Source organism: Promicromonospora iranensis (assembly GCF_028994805.1).
GTDB classification, from domain to species: Bacteria; Actinomycetota; Actinomycetes; order Actinomycetales; family Cellulomonadaceae; genus Promicromonospora; species Promicromonospora iranensis.
Map to the genome: position 1 here is coordinate 1 of NZ_JAJQQP010000013.1, position 14,690 is coordinate 14,690.

At 70.7% G+C, this 14,690-nt stretch carries 11 protein-coding genes, 1 tRNA gene and 2 pseudogenes; 7 read left to right on the forward strand and 7 right to left on the reverse strand.

The window, feature by feature from the left end:
• Together LUM46_RS20595 and LUM46_RS20600 are read left to right on the forward strand one after the other, a co-directional pair.
• Nucleotides 1–377, forward strand: a 377-nt coding sequence (locus LUM46_RS20595; protein WP_274996555.1) for a transposase family protein, incomplete at its 5' end; no start/stop codon positions are given.
• Between the two features lie 899 nt (nt 378–1,276).
• On the forward strand, nt 1,277–1,777 hold the full coding sequence (locus tag LUM46_RS20600; protein WP_274996556.1) for a hypothetical protein: 501 nt from the start codon (nt 1,277–1,279) through the stop codon (nt 1,775–1,777).
• A gap of 17 nt (nt 1,778–1,794) precedes the next feature.
• On the opposite strand, the pseudogene LUM46_RS20605 reads toward LUM46_RS20600, so the two are convergent.
• The 6 genes and pseudogenes from LUM46_RS20605 to LUM46_RS20630 form a co-directional block, all read right to left on the reverse strand.
• Nucleotides 1,795–2,826: pseudogene (locus LUM46_RS20605) on the reverse strand (IS481 family transposase); the annotation flags it as partial.
• 313 nt (nt 2,827–3,139) lie between these two features.
• Nucleotides 3,140–4,427: pseudogene (locus LUM46_RS20610) on the reverse strand (IS3 family transposase).
• Nucleotides 4,428–4,595: 168 nt separating this feature from the next.
• A tRNA-Pro gene (locus tag LUM46_RS20615) sits at nt 4,596–4,669 on the reverse strand.
• 286 nt (nt 4,670–4,955) lie between these two features.
• A complete protein-coding gene (gene cuyB, locus LUM46_RS20620) occupies nt 4,956–5,762 on the reverse strand; it encodes a cysteate racemase (RefSeq protein WP_274996557.1) in 807 nt (268 codons plus the stop codon).
• Nucleotides 5,755–7,023, reverse strand: coding sequence for a carboxylate--amine ligase (locus tag LUM46_RS20625; protein ID WP_274996558.1), 1,269 nt, complete (start codon nt 7,021–7,023; stop codon nt 5,755–5,757). Before LUM46_RS20625 ends, cuyB begins: the two co-directional genes overlap by 8 nt.
• Nucleotides 7,024–7,130: 107 nt before the next feature.
• Nucleotides 7,131–8,594: a family 43 glycosylhydrolase gene (locus LUM46_RS20630; RefSeq protein ID WP_274996560.1), complete on the reverse strand. Its 1,464-nt coding sequence runs from the start codon at nt 8,592–8,594 to the stop codon at nt 7,131–7,133.
• A 222-nt stretch (nt 8,595–8,816) separates the two neighbouring features.
• Here LUM46_RS20630 and LUM46_RS20635 point away from each other — a divergent pair, with 222 nt between their 5' ends.
• From LUM46_RS20635 to LUM46_RS20655, 5 genes are all read left to right on the forward strand, one after another.
• Nucleotides 8,817–9,203: a VOC family protein gene (locus LUM46_RS20635; protein WP_274996561.1), complete on the forward strand. Its 387-nt coding sequence runs from the start codon at nt 8,817–8,819 to the stop codon at nt 9,201–9,203.
• 49 nt (nt 9,204–9,252) lie between these two features.
• Nucleotides 9,253–9,591 (forward strand): hypothetical protein, encoded by a 339-nt coding sequence (locus LUM46_RS20640; protein ID WP_274996562.1) that lies wholly within the window; start codon nt 9,253–9,255, stop codon nt 9,589–9,591.
• A 390-nt stretch (nt 9,592–9,981) separates the two neighbouring features.
• Nucleotides 9,982–10,641 (forward strand): DUF5134 domain-containing protein, encoded by a 660-nt coding sequence (locus LUM46_RS20645; RefSeq protein ID WP_274996564.1) that lies wholly within the window; start codon nt 9,982–9,984, stop codon nt 10,639–10,641.
• 189 nt (nt 10,642–10,830) lie between these two features.
• The gene (locus LUM46_RS20650) at nt 10,831–11,202 is read left to right on the forward strand and encodes a nuclear transport factor 2 family protein (RefSeq protein ID WP_274996565.1); all 372 of its coding nucleotides are present in this window, start codon (nt 10,831–10,833) and stop codon (nt 11,200–11,202) included.
• A 140-nt stretch (nt 11,203–11,342) separates the two neighbouring features.
• Nucleotides 11,343–12,743: a cryptochrome/photolyase family protein gene (locus tag LUM46_RS20655; RefSeq protein ID WP_274996566.1), complete on the forward strand. Its 1,401-nt coding sequence runs from the start codon at nt 11,343–11,345 to the stop codon at nt 12,741–12,743.
• Nucleotides 12,744–12,824: 81 nt separating this feature from the next.
• Here LUM46_RS20655 and LUM46_RS20660 read toward each other — a convergent pair whose 3' ends face one another.
• Complete coding sequence (locus LUM46_RS20660) at nt 12,825–14,636, reverse strand: calcineurin-like phosphoesterase family protein (protein WP_274996567.1); 1,812 nt, start codon at nt 14,634–14,636, stop codon at nt 12,825–12,827.
• Nucleotides 14,637–14,690: the final 54 nt, after the last annotated feature.

Below are 14,690 nucleotides of genomic sequence, written 5' to 3' on the forward strand. Positions count from 1 at the left end.
TCCGGGACGGAACGCTGGCCGACGTCTCCGTACCGGTACGCGGCTCCCGGCACGACTCGCGGGCCCTGGACGAGGTCGGATGGGCCGACCAGATCACCACCGCCCGGGCCCAGCGCGTGGTCGCGGTGCTGGCCGACACCGCCTACGTCAAGCACACCCGCCTGACGCCGCGCAAGAAGACCACCGGCATCCCGCGCAGCACCCAGGACAAGGCCTGGAACCAGCACATCGCCAGCCTCCGAGCACCGGTCGAACGCGCGATCGCCCTACTCAAACAGTGGAAGATCCTCTCAGCCGGCTACCGCGGCCGGCTGGCCGAACTACCAAGCATCATCCATATGATCACCAACCTGGAGTCCTACCGACTCTCGCGCTGAATAGGGCTCTCAGTTCATCGACCTCTGCGATCCACGCCAGCCTCCGAGAGGCGTCGGACATCCCTACCCGTGCCTCAAGCTGGCTACCTAGCCTCTTAGCGGCACGTGTGACGTGATGGCGAGGTCGCAGGCCGCCGCCATGCCGGACTGCGGGCCACGTGCTGGAGCAATTGACGGATGTCACGGGCCGATGGGGTGGTGGTCATCGAGATTGGGGCTGTTGCGCGGGCGGAACTGAGTGGGGGAGGGGCGTCTCTGGTCGGGGGTGGGCCAGACGTGGTGGCGGCGATTGTGTACCGCGTACTGCAGGTAGGCCTGTAGGTCGTCGGGCGTAGACGATCCCCGCGAACCGGTCGCGATGAGTCAAGGCGTCCGTGGCGATGAAGGTCCTGTTGGGCCGGGGCTGGTCGACGGCCGCGTGCGCGCCGCGCGGTGCGACCGTGCCGGTGGACTTGCCCCACGCGAGCGTCCCCTACCTGTGCGCCTTGGCGGTTTCTAGGTGCACCTTCGACCAGACCGGCGCGTTCGGGTTCTCGATCCGGTCGCAGGTGCCCAGGACGTCGGGGATCACGCCCTGGCCGGATTCTGTGGTCGCGGCAGGACCCCGCCAGTGCGGTGAAGAAGCTATCGCCCTCGTCGAACACGACGACGAGGTGCCGGCCCACGGCCACCTGAGTGCTTCGCATCGTCCGGACGTGCCGGGCGGGCACGCGCCCTCGTTCCCGGGACTCCGACTCTGCCCGGCGCGGGCCGGTCTCGCGACGGGCGCGCGAGGTCGTGGACCGAGGAACCAGCCGTGCAAACCAGCACAGATGCGACTCGGCGCATGTAGTGTCACCGTGTTCGAACTGCCATACCCGTACTTATCGGACTGCCATACCCGTACTGAGGAGGACAGCGTGAACCGCACCCCCGCGAGCTGGCAGCACGTCCCCGTCGCCCGCCGTCTGGCTTCCCTTGCCCTTGCCACCGGCCTCACCCTTGGCCTGGGTGGCACGCTCGCCGCGTGCTCGGGCCAGGACATCGATGACACCGCCGACCAGGTGAAGGACGTCTCGGGCGAGGCGCGGGGTGTCGTCGACCAGGCGAGGCAGTCGATCGCCGACGCTCACGCGACGTTCGAGAACCTCGATGCCGAGGCGAGGGCCGAGACCGAGGTAGCCGTGGCCGAGGCCGACCAGGCGATCGACGACGCGCAGGCCGCATTGGAGAAGGCCGAGCAGGACGCGTCCGCGGAGGGCCAGCAGGCCGTTGCCGACGCGGAGCAGCAGGTGGACCAGGCCACGGCGCAGCTTGAGCAGGCCGAGGAGGCGGTGAGCGGTGACGCCGCAGCCGCCCTCGATGACATCGGACAGAACCTCTCGGTGCTCGGCGCCGACCTGCGCGACGCCCAGGACTGACCCCTTCTGTCTAGGGTGTTGCTGGTCATGACGTTGGTGACGCCGGTCGTGAGTTTCACGGCTGGGGGCTGGTTCCCGACGGCGGTGTGGGGCCGATGGTAGTTGTAGTGGACGTTCCAGATCCCGAGCGCGTTCGCGCGTTCGGTCTCTGAGGTCCAGGTGCGGGCGTAGAGGAACTCCTCGGCCAGGATCCGTTGGTAGCGCTCGACCTTCCCGTTGTGGCGGGGCGTGTAGGGGCGGGTGCGCTGATGCCGGGAGGCGAACGCGCCCACGGTGCGCCCGAAGACGCTGGCGCGGTAGTTCGCACCGTTGTCGGTCACGACCCGCACGATCCGGTTGATGCCGTGGGCGGCGAAGAACGCCCGGGCACGGGCGAAGAACGCAATGGTGGTGGCGGCCTTCTCGTCCGTGAGGTGCTCGGTGTAGGCCAGGCGGGAGAACCCGTCCACGGCGGAGTGCAGGTAGACGTACCCAGCTCGGGTGCCACGGGTCTTGGCGTCACGGGTCTTGGCGTCACGGGTCTTGGCGCGTTGGGCGGCCTTGTGCTGGTCCGATCCGCGCCCGTGGGCCCGCCATCCGCCGCCGTCCGGGATGCGTCCGACCTTCTTGACGTCCAGGTGGACCATGTGGCCCGGGTAGCGGGCGATGATCCGCCGCGGCCGCCGGTTCGATTCCCCACCGGTGTCCAGGTGGCGGCGCCGGTTGATCCCGAGACGGTCGAACCAGCGGCCCACGGTGCGCGCCGAGACCTGGTGGCCCTCGCTGGTGAGCTCGAGCGCGATCCGGGCCGCGGACCACTTCCGTTCGCGGCGCAGCGCCTCGATCCGGTCCACGACCTCGAGCGGGGTCTGTGTGGGCGAGGTGTGCGGGACGCTGGCGCGGTCGTGCAGGCCGGCCTCACCGAGTCGGTCCTACCGGTTCTTCCACTTCGACAGGCAGGCGCGTGAGACACCGGCCTCGGCAGCGACATGAGCGATCGGACGCGACTGGCAGCGCTGGACCAGGCGCAGGCGGCCGGCAGGGGTCAGCGGGGCGTTAGCGTGGGTCATGAAGGGGTAGGTCTTCCTCGGCTAGGACGGTTGGTCGCACTTCCATCCTGCCGCCAGGCCTACCCCTTCCTCACACCCGACCCCGCGTCACCAACGTCATGACCCGCAACACCTAGCCATCACACATCACCAGCCGGGCGACGGGGGTGGGTACGGGTCGAGAGACCCTGTAGTGGAGGGAGGGCTGCTTGTTCGATGCTGGTCTGCTGTCGAACCCGACAGGACACGGCAGAACCCGAACCAAGCTGGGTGCGGGGGACGGCTCACCTGCGCCGGAGGGGCCCTGACCCCGGTTCGTGGACACGGGGTTGGTTTATGCCGCGGTGGTGAGCGTAGTGGCTGCTGTGCTGTTCTCGTAGCCGACGGGGCTGGTGTAGTCGCACCAGGAGTGTCGGCGGCGGTTGTTGTAGCGAAGGATCCAGCGGAACACCTCACGGCGGCAGGTGGCCTCGTCCGGCCAGCAGGCCGCGTCCTGCAGGACCTCGCGTTTGAGGGTCGCGTTGAACGACTCCGCGAGAGCGTTGTCGGCCGAGGTGCCCACCGCTCCCATGGACTGCCTCACGCCCAGGGCCGTGCAGAGGTCGGCGTAGGCCTTGGAGGTGTAGACCGACCCGTGATCGCTGTGGAAGACCGCCCCGGTCAGCGATCCACGGGTCGCAGCGGCGGCTTTGAGCGCGTCGGTGACGAGCTCGGTGCGCATGTGGTCGGCGATCGCCCAGCCGACCAGGCGTCGGCTGTAGCAGTCGATCACGGTGGCCAGGTACAGGTTCCCGCCGCCCGCGGCCGGACTGATCGGTAGGTAGGCGATGTCGCCGACGTAACGCTGGTTCGGTGCCTGAGCGGTGAAGTCCCGCTGCAGCAGGTCCGGCACGACCTGGTCGGCCGGTTCAGGCACGGTGGTGCGGACCTTGCGTCTCTTGACGTAGCCGGCGATACCGGCAGCGCGCATCACCCGTGCGACCCGTTGTGGTTGACCCGCTCCCCGGCCGAGGCGCCGTCGTTGAGCTCTGCGGTCACTCGTGGTGCGCCGACGGTGTTGTCAGCTGCGTGGACCCCGCGGATCCGTGCGGCCAGGGCCGCGTCCGCGGCAGCGCGTTCGGCCCGCACGGGCGAGGACACCTTCCAGGCGTAGTAGGACGAACGCTCGATCTCGACGAGCTCGCACAGTCGCTTCACCTCGAAGGTGTTGCAGTTGTCGGCAACGAACTGGAAGCGACTCACCAGCGCGTCTCCCCGGCGAAATACTTCGCCGCTTTCTGCAGGATCTCCCGCTCGGTGGCCAGCTTCGTCGTCTCCGCCCGCAAGGCTGCGTTCTCCGCCTCGAGCCGGGCGATCTTCTGCTCCGGTGTCTCATCCGCAGGCGCCGTGGCACTGGCCGGCACCCCACTGGAACGCGCCGTGGTGGACCGCAGCGGGCTCGAGGTCCGTGTGCCGTCCGGCGCGGTCTTCTTGCCCGTCCCGTACGTATCGAGCCAGTCTTGCAACGTGCCGCGCACGATACCGAGGTCCTCGGCGATACCGCGGACCGTGGCACCCGGCGTGGACTCATACAAGTCCACGGCCTGGCGACGAAACTCCTCGGAGTAGTTCTTCCTGGCCATAGTTCCTGATCATCTCGCTTCCCCAGCAGATGCTGGAATCAGCGTGTCCAAGAAGCAGGGTCAGGCCCCCCTGCGCCGGAGTGCTCAATGTGGAGAGTAAATGGAGAGCGGTTCAAGTCTCGGAAACCCTTCAGGCCCGGGATTCGTTGGAATCCCGGGCCTGATCTGTCGGGCTGACAGGATTTGAACCTGCGACCCCTTGACCCCCAGTCAAGTGCGCTACCAAGCTGCGCCACAGCCCGCGGTGGTGTTTCGAGCATGCTCGACACTACCGGTTTTGGCCCCTTGGGGCCGACGGAAATACTACCCCAACTCGAGCCCGGTGCCCGACCAGGAGGGGTCGAATCGCCAGCCGCGTCCCAGATCACAGTCCCCGGCGGCCGCGACGGCGCCCATGCAGGCATGTCCGAGCAGCCCGGCGCGACCAGGTCGAGGACGAGCGCGGGTCTCTGCTCCGGATGGCGCGCCATGGAGCGAGCACAGGTGCGCGACGGCGCACCAAGGAGGGCGAGGTCCTGGCGGCCCGGGTCAGGAGAGCCCCGCACGGAGCCGGCGTCCCGCACGCAGCACCGTCGCCCGGGCGAGCTCGTCGAGCGCGTCCACGAGAACGACGTCGGGCAGGCGATCGGGAGGTGTCGCCTCCGCCGCGACGGACAGCTCCGTGCAGCCCAGGACGATCGCGTCCGCACCACGGAGGCGCAGACCGGCGATGGCCTCGTCCAGCGCGCTCAGGTCTCCGCCGCGGCCCGCCTTCACGTCGTCGTAGATCAGGGACGTCACCGTCGCCTGGTCGGCGACGTCCGGCACGAGGGTCTTGATGCCGCGGGCGTTGAAGGCGTCCAGGTAGACGCCCGACGCGATGGTCCCCTCCGTCGCGAGGAGCCCGACCGCCTCCGGCCGCGGCCCGCTGAGGCGGCCGGTCCAGACGTCGTGCGACAGCACCGCGGACACCGTCACGTCGACCGCGGACAGCAGCGGGACCGGCGTCGCCGCGCCGATCGTGCCGGCGAAAGCATGCGCCGTGTTGCACGGCAGCACGAGGAAGTCCGCCCCGGCCCCGGCGAGCCGCCGTGCATCGGCGGCGAGCACGGGCCCCGGGTCGTCGGCGGAACGTCCCAGCACGAACGCCGTGCGGTCGGGGACGGTCGCGTGCTGCAGCACGATCATGTCGACGTGGTCCTGGTCGCGCGCGGCCTCGGTGATGCGGACGACACGCTCCATGAACAGGACCGTTGCGAGCGGCCCGACCCCGCCCAGCACGCCGACGAGCGCGCCCGAGGCCCCGGTCGAGGAGCCGGCCGATGCCCCGGCGCCGGGCGTGCCGACGTCAGGCAACCTCGCGCTCCTCGGCCGAGACCGTCTCCACCGACCTGGGCGGCCCGGGCTCCTCGGGCGCCGCACCCGGGTCCTGCACCGGGTGGTACTGCGCGAACTTGCGCACCTGGTTCAGCTCGGCGAGCCGCACCCAGGTGTCGCGGCGGGGCGAGAGGTCCCGCCGGTACTTCAGCGGGTGCACGACGCGGGCGCGACGCACGGCGGCGCGCACCGCGTCGTCCCCCACGTACTTGTCCAGGAGGAAGCCCGGGACGATCCGGTACAGCACCTCCGACGGCTCCATGAGCGGCCAGCGCCCGGTGAGGTGGTCGGCCATCCAGAAGGCGGCGGGGTTCAGCCCGCTCGCGGTCAGGTAGTAGTTCGACCGTCCGGTGCGCGGGTTCAGCTCCAGGAAGTGCCCGACGCCGGTCCGCGGGTCCACCTTCACGTCGAAGTTCGCGAACCCGGTCCAGCCCAGATGCTCCACGAGCCGGCGGGCGTCGGCCTCGACCTGCGGGAGCGGACCGGTGAGGATCGCGGCCGGGTTCCCCAGCGTCCCGGGCGTGTGCTCCTCGAGCAGCACGTGACCGCCCCATGCCATGCGCACGCTGCCCGTCCGGTCGGAGTACGTGGTCATGATCCGCATCTGCGAGTCGTCGCCGGGAACGTACTCCTGGATGATCATCGGCCGCCGGTAGCCCGCGCCCCCGGCCGCCCGCAGGAGCGCGGCCAGCTCGTCGCGGTCCCGCACCAGGTGCACCTTGGCCTTGCCGCGGAACGAGACCTGCTGCCACGCCGTGTTGTCGCCGGGCTTGGCGATCACCGGATAGCTCAGGTCGAGGTCGCCGACGGGCTCCCCGCCGTCGCGCACCTCCGTACGCGGGTGCGGGACGCCGATCTCGTGGCACAGCTCGGAGAACCGCCGCTTGTCCATGACGTGATCGAGCAGATCGACGGACGGGTACGGGACGACCGCGACGTCCTCCAGGCGCGCGCGATGCTCCGCGAGCGCCCGCACGTACCAGTCCACGCAGGTGAGCGCGATGACCGGGCCGGGAGTGGCCGCGGCGACCCGTCGGATCAGCTCGACCATGACGCTCGGGTCGTCGAGTCGTGGTTCGACGACGTTGTCGATGATGGTGGAGTGCGCGACGTTGGGCGTCGGGCGGATGGACACGACGGTCGACCGGACGCCGTGCCGCTCGTGGAAGGCGCGGGCGAGGCTGTAGGCACCGGCGTCGCCACCGAGGATGACCGGGTGGATCGCTGCGTTGTTCCCCATGCCACGTAAGACGGGCGGAGCATGCGGAAGGTTGTGTCACAGAGCGGGTGAACTGGAAAATTGGGGCGCAGGCACCGGTCGACGGACGCCGACCGGTGCCCGCGAGGTCAGCCCCGGCGCCAGAGCTGGGCGTCGGTGCCGTTGCAGGTGTACATCGACAGGCGTGCGCCGTTCGCGGTGTCCCACTCGTAGTTGTCCAGGCAGAGTCCGCTGGTCCGGTTGCGGAGGGAGAACCAGCCGGTGCCCCGGTCGATGATCGACCAGTCCTGGTTGGTGCCGCCGTTGCAGGTCCAGAGGCCGACGTCGGCGTTGAGCGCCGCCGAGCCGTTCAGGTTGTCCAGGCACTTGCCCGCATGGAGGTTCTTGATGCGGTAGTGCCCGCCGACGTAGCTGAGCTCCCACTTCTGGGCCGCGGCGGTGCTGCAGGTGTAGAGCCTGACCGGCGCGCCGTCGGCCGTGTTCCAGTCGTAGTCGTCGACGCACTTGTCGCTGTGCCGCCCACGGATCCCGGGTTGCCCCGAGCCGGTCGCCTGGGGCTGGCCGAAGAAGGGGTAGCCGTCCGCCGCCCAGTACAGCTGCTGGGCCCGGGTGTGCCGGTTGGGATCCGTCAGGGCGTCCGGCGTCGGCGTCGCGTAGTCACGCGCGTGGTAGACGAGGAGGTCCGTCACGCCGTCCTCGGCGACGGTGAAGCTGCCGTGACCGGGGCCGTAGGAGCCGTTCGCCGTCTGGAAGACGGGTGTTGACCGCTTGGTCCACGAGGACGCGGACAGCAGGTTGGCGGACGCCGAGGCGGAGACCAGGCCGAGCTTGTACCGGGAGTCGGTGGCGGACGCGGAGTACGCGATGAAGACGCGACCGTTCTTCACGATCGGTGACGGGCCCTCGACCACGCCCGCGACGCCCTCCATCTCCCACGCGTGGGTGGGCCGGGCGATCTCGACGGTCGATGCGGTGTCGATGGTCGTCGGCGACGTCATCCGCGCCAGGTACATGTGGCTGTTGTAGCTCGTGCTGGGGCTGTCCTGCGCCCACGCGAAGTACCGGGTGCCGTTCAGGGTGAACGACGCCGGGTCGAGCTGGAACGAGTCCCACCCCGTCGTCATGCGCTGCGGTGCCGACCACGTGCCCGTCGTCGGGTTCGCCGAGGTGTTGCGTATCGAGTACAGGCGCTGGGCGAACCGTGACGTGCTGGGCGACGCCGAGAAGTACATGTACCAGGCGCCGTCGACGTACTGGATGTTGGGCGCCCAGATCCAGCCGCTCAGGGCGCCGCTGGACGGCGCCGTGAACGCGGTGACCGGCGTGGCGGAGCCGAGGCCCGCGAGAGTTCGTGACCGGCGCAGCTCGACGCGCTTGTAGTCCGGCACGGAGGCCGTCATGTAGTAGTAGCCGTCGGTGTGCTTGTGGATCGCCGTGTCGGCACGCTGCTGCACGATCGGGTTCGGCACGTCGATGAACTGGGCGGACGCCGGGGCGGCGGGCACGAGGGTGAGGGCCAGGACGGCGGCGGCGCCGGCCGCGAGGATTCTGCGGCTCAGCCGGGGCAGCAGGACGGCAAGGGGTGGGGGCACGGGATGACTCCTTTGTCATCGGCATTGTGAGCGCTAACATCGCGAACTCTGCCCGAGCCCGGCTCGTCCGGTCAAGGTGCTGCGCGCAGTTCTCGGGGCCGGCGCGCGGATTCGTGCGATGCCCTGCTCCGGTACCGGTTCTCACGGCGACCGATGACTTCTCCGGGAACCAGCGGTCGACCCTGCAACCGCTCCGATGGAACCCGACGGAAGGGACCCACGATGGTCACCACGCTCCGCAGCTTCAGCGGCTTCTCGGTGGACGACGCCGACGCCGCTCTCCGCTTCTACCGCGACACGCTCGGGCTGCCCGCGCGAGAGAACTCGATGGGTGGTCTCGAGATCGACCTCAGCGGAGACGCGTCGGTCTTCGTCTACCCGAAGGGCGAGGCCCACGCGCCGGCGTCCTACACCGTGCTCAACCTCGTGGTGCCGGACATCGACCAGGCGGTGACGGAGCTGGAGGCGGCCGGGGTGAGCCTGATCCGCTATCCCGAGTTCGACCAGGACGAGCGGGGCGTCGCTCGCAGCACCGACCCGTCCCAGGGTCCGACGATCGGGTGGATCGCCGACCCGGCGGGCAACGTCGTCGCGCTCATCCAGGACTGATGCCCCGCAGGAGGCTCCGCCTCCGGTGCTGGGCGGTACCGTGGCACCCATGACCGAGAGCTCGGGCACCGGCGTCGAGGCACTGCTCCGTGCGGACAGCGTCGCGCTCGCCGCCAGCACGTTCGTGAGGGTGTTCGCCGGTGTCGGGCTCGGGCGGGAGCAGGCCCGCTACCAGGTGGGCAAGGAGCTGCACCGCCAGTTCGGCAAGCCCCACAGCGACGACCACTATGCCTACGAGGCGATCGTCCTGCAGCTCGTCCTGGTGTGGGAGCAGGCGCGCGTCGCGGCACGGGCACACTCGGGTGTCCTGATCCTGCTGCCCGACGGCGTCCGCCTGCTCGCCGCCACGGACGCGACCGACGAGCTGCGCGCCCTGCTCTCACGCTGAAGGTCGCGCCCTGAAGATCACGCCCTGAAGATCACGACACCGAGGATCCGCTCACGCGGCGTCGCCCCCGGCCAGGCCGTGCAGCTCGGCCAGCACCGTGCGTTCGATGTCGGCGAGCGAGCGTTCCTCACCGTCGCGGATCCACTGGGCGAAGGACACGGCGAACACGGTGATCGCCGACTCGGCCGACCCAGGAGCTGCTGGGCTGGGCGCCGACCGGCCCGACCCTCCTCGAGGACATCGCCGCCGGCGCCTACTCGTCGCGCTGACCTGCTGACCGGTCCGCGGCTCGCCGTGCCGCCCACCTCCGGGCCGTGGGAACCTGAGGTGCATGGGACCAGCGCGAGACCGTCCGGGCGCTCACGTGACCTCCGCACGCGGGGGACGCCCATGACGTCGGACCCGGTCGTGCAATGGGCGACCACAGGTCTCTTCGCCCTGCTGACCGTGCATTCCCTCTGGCGTCTCGTCACCGTCCGCCAGGTGCTCGTCGCGACCGGCTACCTGTTCCACCTGGGCATGAGCGCGGTCATGGTCGCCATGGTGTGGCCGTGGTGGGCTCGGCTGCCGGTGCTGCCCCAGCTCGTCTTCTTCGCGCTGGCGGCAGGATTCTTCGCGGCTGCCGCCGGGTGGCGTGCCGCCGATGTGCTGTCCCGGGGCGGAACGGGCGGCGGCCTGCCGACCGCACACCACGAGAGTGCGCGGGCGCAGGTGGTGCACGCGGCCATGATGCTGGCGATGGTCTGGGCGGTGGCCGCGATGAGCCCCGGCGTCCCGAGCGGGTCGGCGCTGTCCCCGGGGCCGGGGCACGGGCACGGGCACGCGGCGGCCCACGTCGTGGCCCACGCACAGCTCGGCGGCTGGGCCGCGGTCAGCGGTGCACTGCTGGCGGCGGCGCTCGCGGTCGGCGGGTCCTGCTTCGTGGTCGGCCTCGTCCGGCACCTGCGTCACCGGGAGCCGGCCAGGGCCCGGAGCTGCGCGGACCTGGTGGCGAGCGCTGCGATGAGCCTCGGCACGGCCGGGATGTGCTGGCTCATGCTCGTCGGCTGAGCCGCTCCCGCCCACGTCCACGCAGTTCCGCCCAGTTCTGCCCAGGCCCGCCCGGCAAGGCCGGCTCGCAGATCAACGAGACGGTGATCCGGGCGTACGAAGTGCGCCGCTGACGGCCGGGCCGCGACATCACGTCTCGTCCTTGGCTACCGTCGTTCCTGACTGACGTCGCGATGAAAGGGAGGAACCGTGGACATCGACGAGCTGCTGGATCTCGAGCACCAGGGATGGAAGTCCCTGTGCGACGGGACGGGAGGTGACTTCTACGGGTCGATCATGACGGCGGACGGTGTGATGGTCCTGGCCCACGGCCAGGTCTTCGACCGGACGGCGGTCGTCGCGTCCCTGAACGACGCGCCGCCGTGGCGGACCTACGAGATCACCGACGAGCGGCTGGTCCGGATCGGCGACCGGGACGCGGCCCTCGTCTACCGGGGGCGCGCCTACCGTGACGACGAGGAACCGGCCTTCGTGGCGCTGATGTCGAGCGTCTACACGCGTGCGGGTGACGGCTGGAAGCTCGCGCTCTACCAGCAGACCCCGGTGCCGCAGCCTGGCTGACCACAAGGCCGCCCCGCGCCCCCCACCGTTGCGTCCTACGCTAGAAGGTAGCCTGGCTAGGTACAACGAGGGGGCGCAGTGACCATCCGGAACCTTCCATCACGGTGCGAACGGCGAGCGCGCGATCCGAGGGACCCGTCATGACCACGCCCACGGCGTTGGTCTGGTTCCGCCGCGACCTCCGTGTGGCCGATCAGCCCACCTTCCTCGCTGCCGGACAGGGCTCGCGCGCACTGGCCCTGTTCGTGCTCGACCGGCGGCTGCTCGCGCCGTCGGGCGCCGCGCGGTTGTGGTTCCTCTACGGCTGCCTGCGGGACCTCGACCGGAGCCTGGGCGGCCGGCTCCTGGTCGTCGAGGGCGACCCGACCGAGGTCGTCCCGCAGGTGGCCCACCAGGTTGGCGCGGACGACGTCCATGTCGCCGCGGACTTCGGGCCATACGGCCGGCTCCGGGACCGCGGCGTGGAGCAGGCGCTCGCCGAGCAGGGCCGGTCCCTGGTGCGCACGGGCTCCCCGTACGCGGTGGCACCCGGCCGGGTCCGGACCGCGGACGGCGGCCGATACCGCGTGTTCACCCCGTTCCGACAGGCCTGGGCCGACCATGGCTGGCGCCCACCGGCGAGCACCGACGCCGACCACCTCGACTGGATCGATCCCGCGAGCGTCGCGGTCGAGGCGGTGCCCGTGCCCGCGCCACCCGCGGTGACGGCCGACCTCCCCGAGCCCGGTGAGGCGGCGGCCCGGGAGCGGTGGCAGCAGTTCCTGGGCGCGCAGCTCGACGGCTACGCCACCGGCCGGAACCGGCCCGACCAGCCCGGCACCTCCCGGATGTCGGTCTACCTGAAGTACGGCTGCGTGCACCCGCGTACGCTCCTCGCCGACCTCGCGGACAGCACGTCGGAGGGCGCGCAGGCGTTCCGCACGGAGCTCGCGTGGCGCGACTTCTACGCCGACGTGCTCGACCAGCGTCCCGACTCCGCCCGGCGCAACTACGACCGTGCGTACGACGCGCTGGCCACCGACAGCGGCCCGGAGGCCCACCGGTTGTTCGCCGCGTGGCGCGAGGGCCGCACGGGCTTTCCCGTCGTCGACGCCGGGATGCGACAGCTGCGCGCCGAGGGCTGGATGCACAACCGCGTGCGCATGATCACCGCCTCGTTCCTCGTCAAGGACCTCCACCTGCCGTGGTGGTGGGGTGCGCGGCACTTCATGCGCCTGCTCGTCGACGGCGACCTCGCGTCCAACCAGCACGGCTGGCAGTGGGTGGCGGGCACGGGCACGGACGCCGCACCCTTCTTCCGGGTGTTCAACCCTGTGCTCCAGGGCGAACGGTTCGACCCGCAGGGCGACTACGTGCGCACCTATGTGCCCGAGCTCGCGGACGTCGCCGGTGCGGCGGTGCACAAGCCCTGGGCGTTGCCGGGCGGACCACCGGCCGGTTACCCGTCTCCCGTCGTCGACCACAAGCACGAGCGCGCGGTGGCCCTCGACCGCTACGAAGCCGTCCGGGAGGTGCGGCGACGGGAGCGGGGAAGATCGTGACGAGACAGGGGACGGCCCGGAGGGAGGACGGCGCGGACCTGCCGCCGTCCTCCCGCCGGGCCGCCCGGGCGCGACGTCAGGTCAGTCGGTGACCTCGAACGTCAGCGACTGGGTGAACTCGCGCCCGTGCACGTCCGTCGCGGTGACCTCGGCGGTGTGCGTGCCGGCCGCGAGGTCGGCCGGCAGCTCGACGCGCCACAGGTGCATGGAGCGCTCCGCGACGCTGCCGCCGTGGACCAGCTGCTGCTGCGCCGCCACGGGGTCGGACCACTCGGCGCCGACCTTCTGCGCCTCGCCCTGCATCGGCTGCGTGCGCACGGCCTCGACGGGCTCGCCGCCGTCGAGCGTCGCCGTGACCGTCGAGCCCGTGCTGCCCATCCAGAAGTTCGTGGTCAGCCAGGTGGTGTTCGCCAGGTCGGCCCGCGACACGACGAGCGGGTCGGTGTACTCCGGCGCCGAGCCGACGGCGGAGCGGTGGGCCGCGAACCACTCGCGGTAGCGGGGCGTGTTCACGCCGAGCGCCATCTGGTGGGTGTCGTCGGCGCCGCGGACGGTGAAGCGCTCCTTGACCTGGGTGCCGGTGAGGTCGAGCGTCAGGACGCCGGGCTGCCCGCCGTCGCGCTGCAGCGCCGCGGGGTAGCCCTCCGGCAGCACGGTGCCGGAGTACCAGTCACCCGAGATCGCGCCGGCCGTGATGTGCGTGAACGGCAGCTCGTCGACACCCATGACGTCCGACCAGCCCTGGAGGCTGTCGCCCGCGCGCAGGTTCTCGATGCTGTGCGTGTGACCGCCCAGCGCGATGGCCTCGCGGCCCTCGAGCAGCTCGTAGATCTCCTTGACCTGTGCCACCTGGTGCTTGGAGCTGCCCTGGTCGGCGTAGTCGAGGAGCGGGATGTGCGCGGCGATGACGATCAGCCGGTCCTGCGGCACCTGGGCGAGGTCGTTGCGCAGCCACTCGAGCTGACGCTCGTCGAGCGAGCCGGTGTAGGAGGTGCCCACCGGGTACTCGACGGTGTTCAGCGCGACGACGTGCGCCTTGCCCACGTCGTAGGAGTAGTACTCGGGGCCGAGCTTGGCCCGGTACGTGTCGAACGTGTGCTCGCTGCTCGTGGCGTCGAAGTCGAGGTCGTGGTTGCCGGGCAGGAACCGCGCCGGGCCGTTGAGCATGCTCACCAGCTCGCGCGTCTGCGGGTACAGCGACAGGTCGTCGCCCACGACGTCGCCGATGAAGAGCGCGCCGCAGCCCGTGTAGTCGGTGCGTGCCGCGAGGTCCGCGAACGCGCCGTTGCGGGCGTACTCGACCTCGTCCTGGTCGTACGTCTGGATGTCACCGCCGATGAGGCAGTGCTGCTTCGCCGAGCTGGTGAGCTTGCTGGGGGCGAGCGGGAAGTTGACCTCGGCCGGGAGCGGGCCGGTCGGCTCGATGCCGCCGTACCGCAGCTCGGGCGAGCCTTCGGGCAGGTGGTGGTAGAAGAACTGCGCGACGTTGTCGGCGTCGACCGGCACCTGGTAGCCACGCGGCTGGGTGACGGAGACCGTCATGTTGTCGAACGCCGGGAGCTCGTAGCGGCCCGTGCGGTCGGTCGTCGTGACGTCCCGGCCGTTGGTGACGGTCACGCCCCGCAGGCCCCGCTCGCCCCGGTCCTGTACGGAGTCCTTGTCGCGGTCGACGAAGACGACACCGTCGATGGTGTCCTGGTCCTCGTCCGGCCCGGCGACCACGTCGACGCTGCCGCGGTAGGCGGTCTCGGCCCACGATCCGCCGGTCTGGCCGCCGGGTGCCGCCGTGGCGGACGGCAGCAGCGTGCCGGTGAGTGCGAGCGCGAGCCCGCCTCCGGTGAGGCCGAGCGTGCGGAGCCAGCGCGTAGTCGATCGGGTGGCAGTCGATTTCACAGAATTCTCCTGTCGTGATCGCGAACCGGCCCTCCGGCCGGTCGGCCATCACGC

Coding starts and splice junctions, on each gene's coding strand:
- LUM46_RS20625 (WP_274996558.1), bottom strand. CDS start 7,023: ATGGGGAACAACGCAGCGATCCACCCGGTCATCCTCGGTGGCGACGCC.
- LUM46_RS20635 (WP_274996561.1), top strand. CDS start 8,817: ATGGTCACCACGCTCCGCAGCTTCAGCGGCTTCTCGGTGGACGACGCC.
- LUM46_RS20640 (WP_274996562.1), top strand. CDS start 9,253: ATGACCGAGAGCTCGGGCACCGGCGTCGAGGCACTGCTCCGTGCGGAC.
- LUM46_RS20645 (WP_274996564.1), top strand. CDS start 9,982: ATGACGTCGGACCCGGTCGTGCAATGGGCGACCACAGGTCTCTTCGCC.
- LUM46_RS20655 (WP_274996566.1), top strand. CDS start 11,343: ATGACCACGCCCACGGCGTTGGTCTGGTTCCGCCGCGACCTCCGTGTG.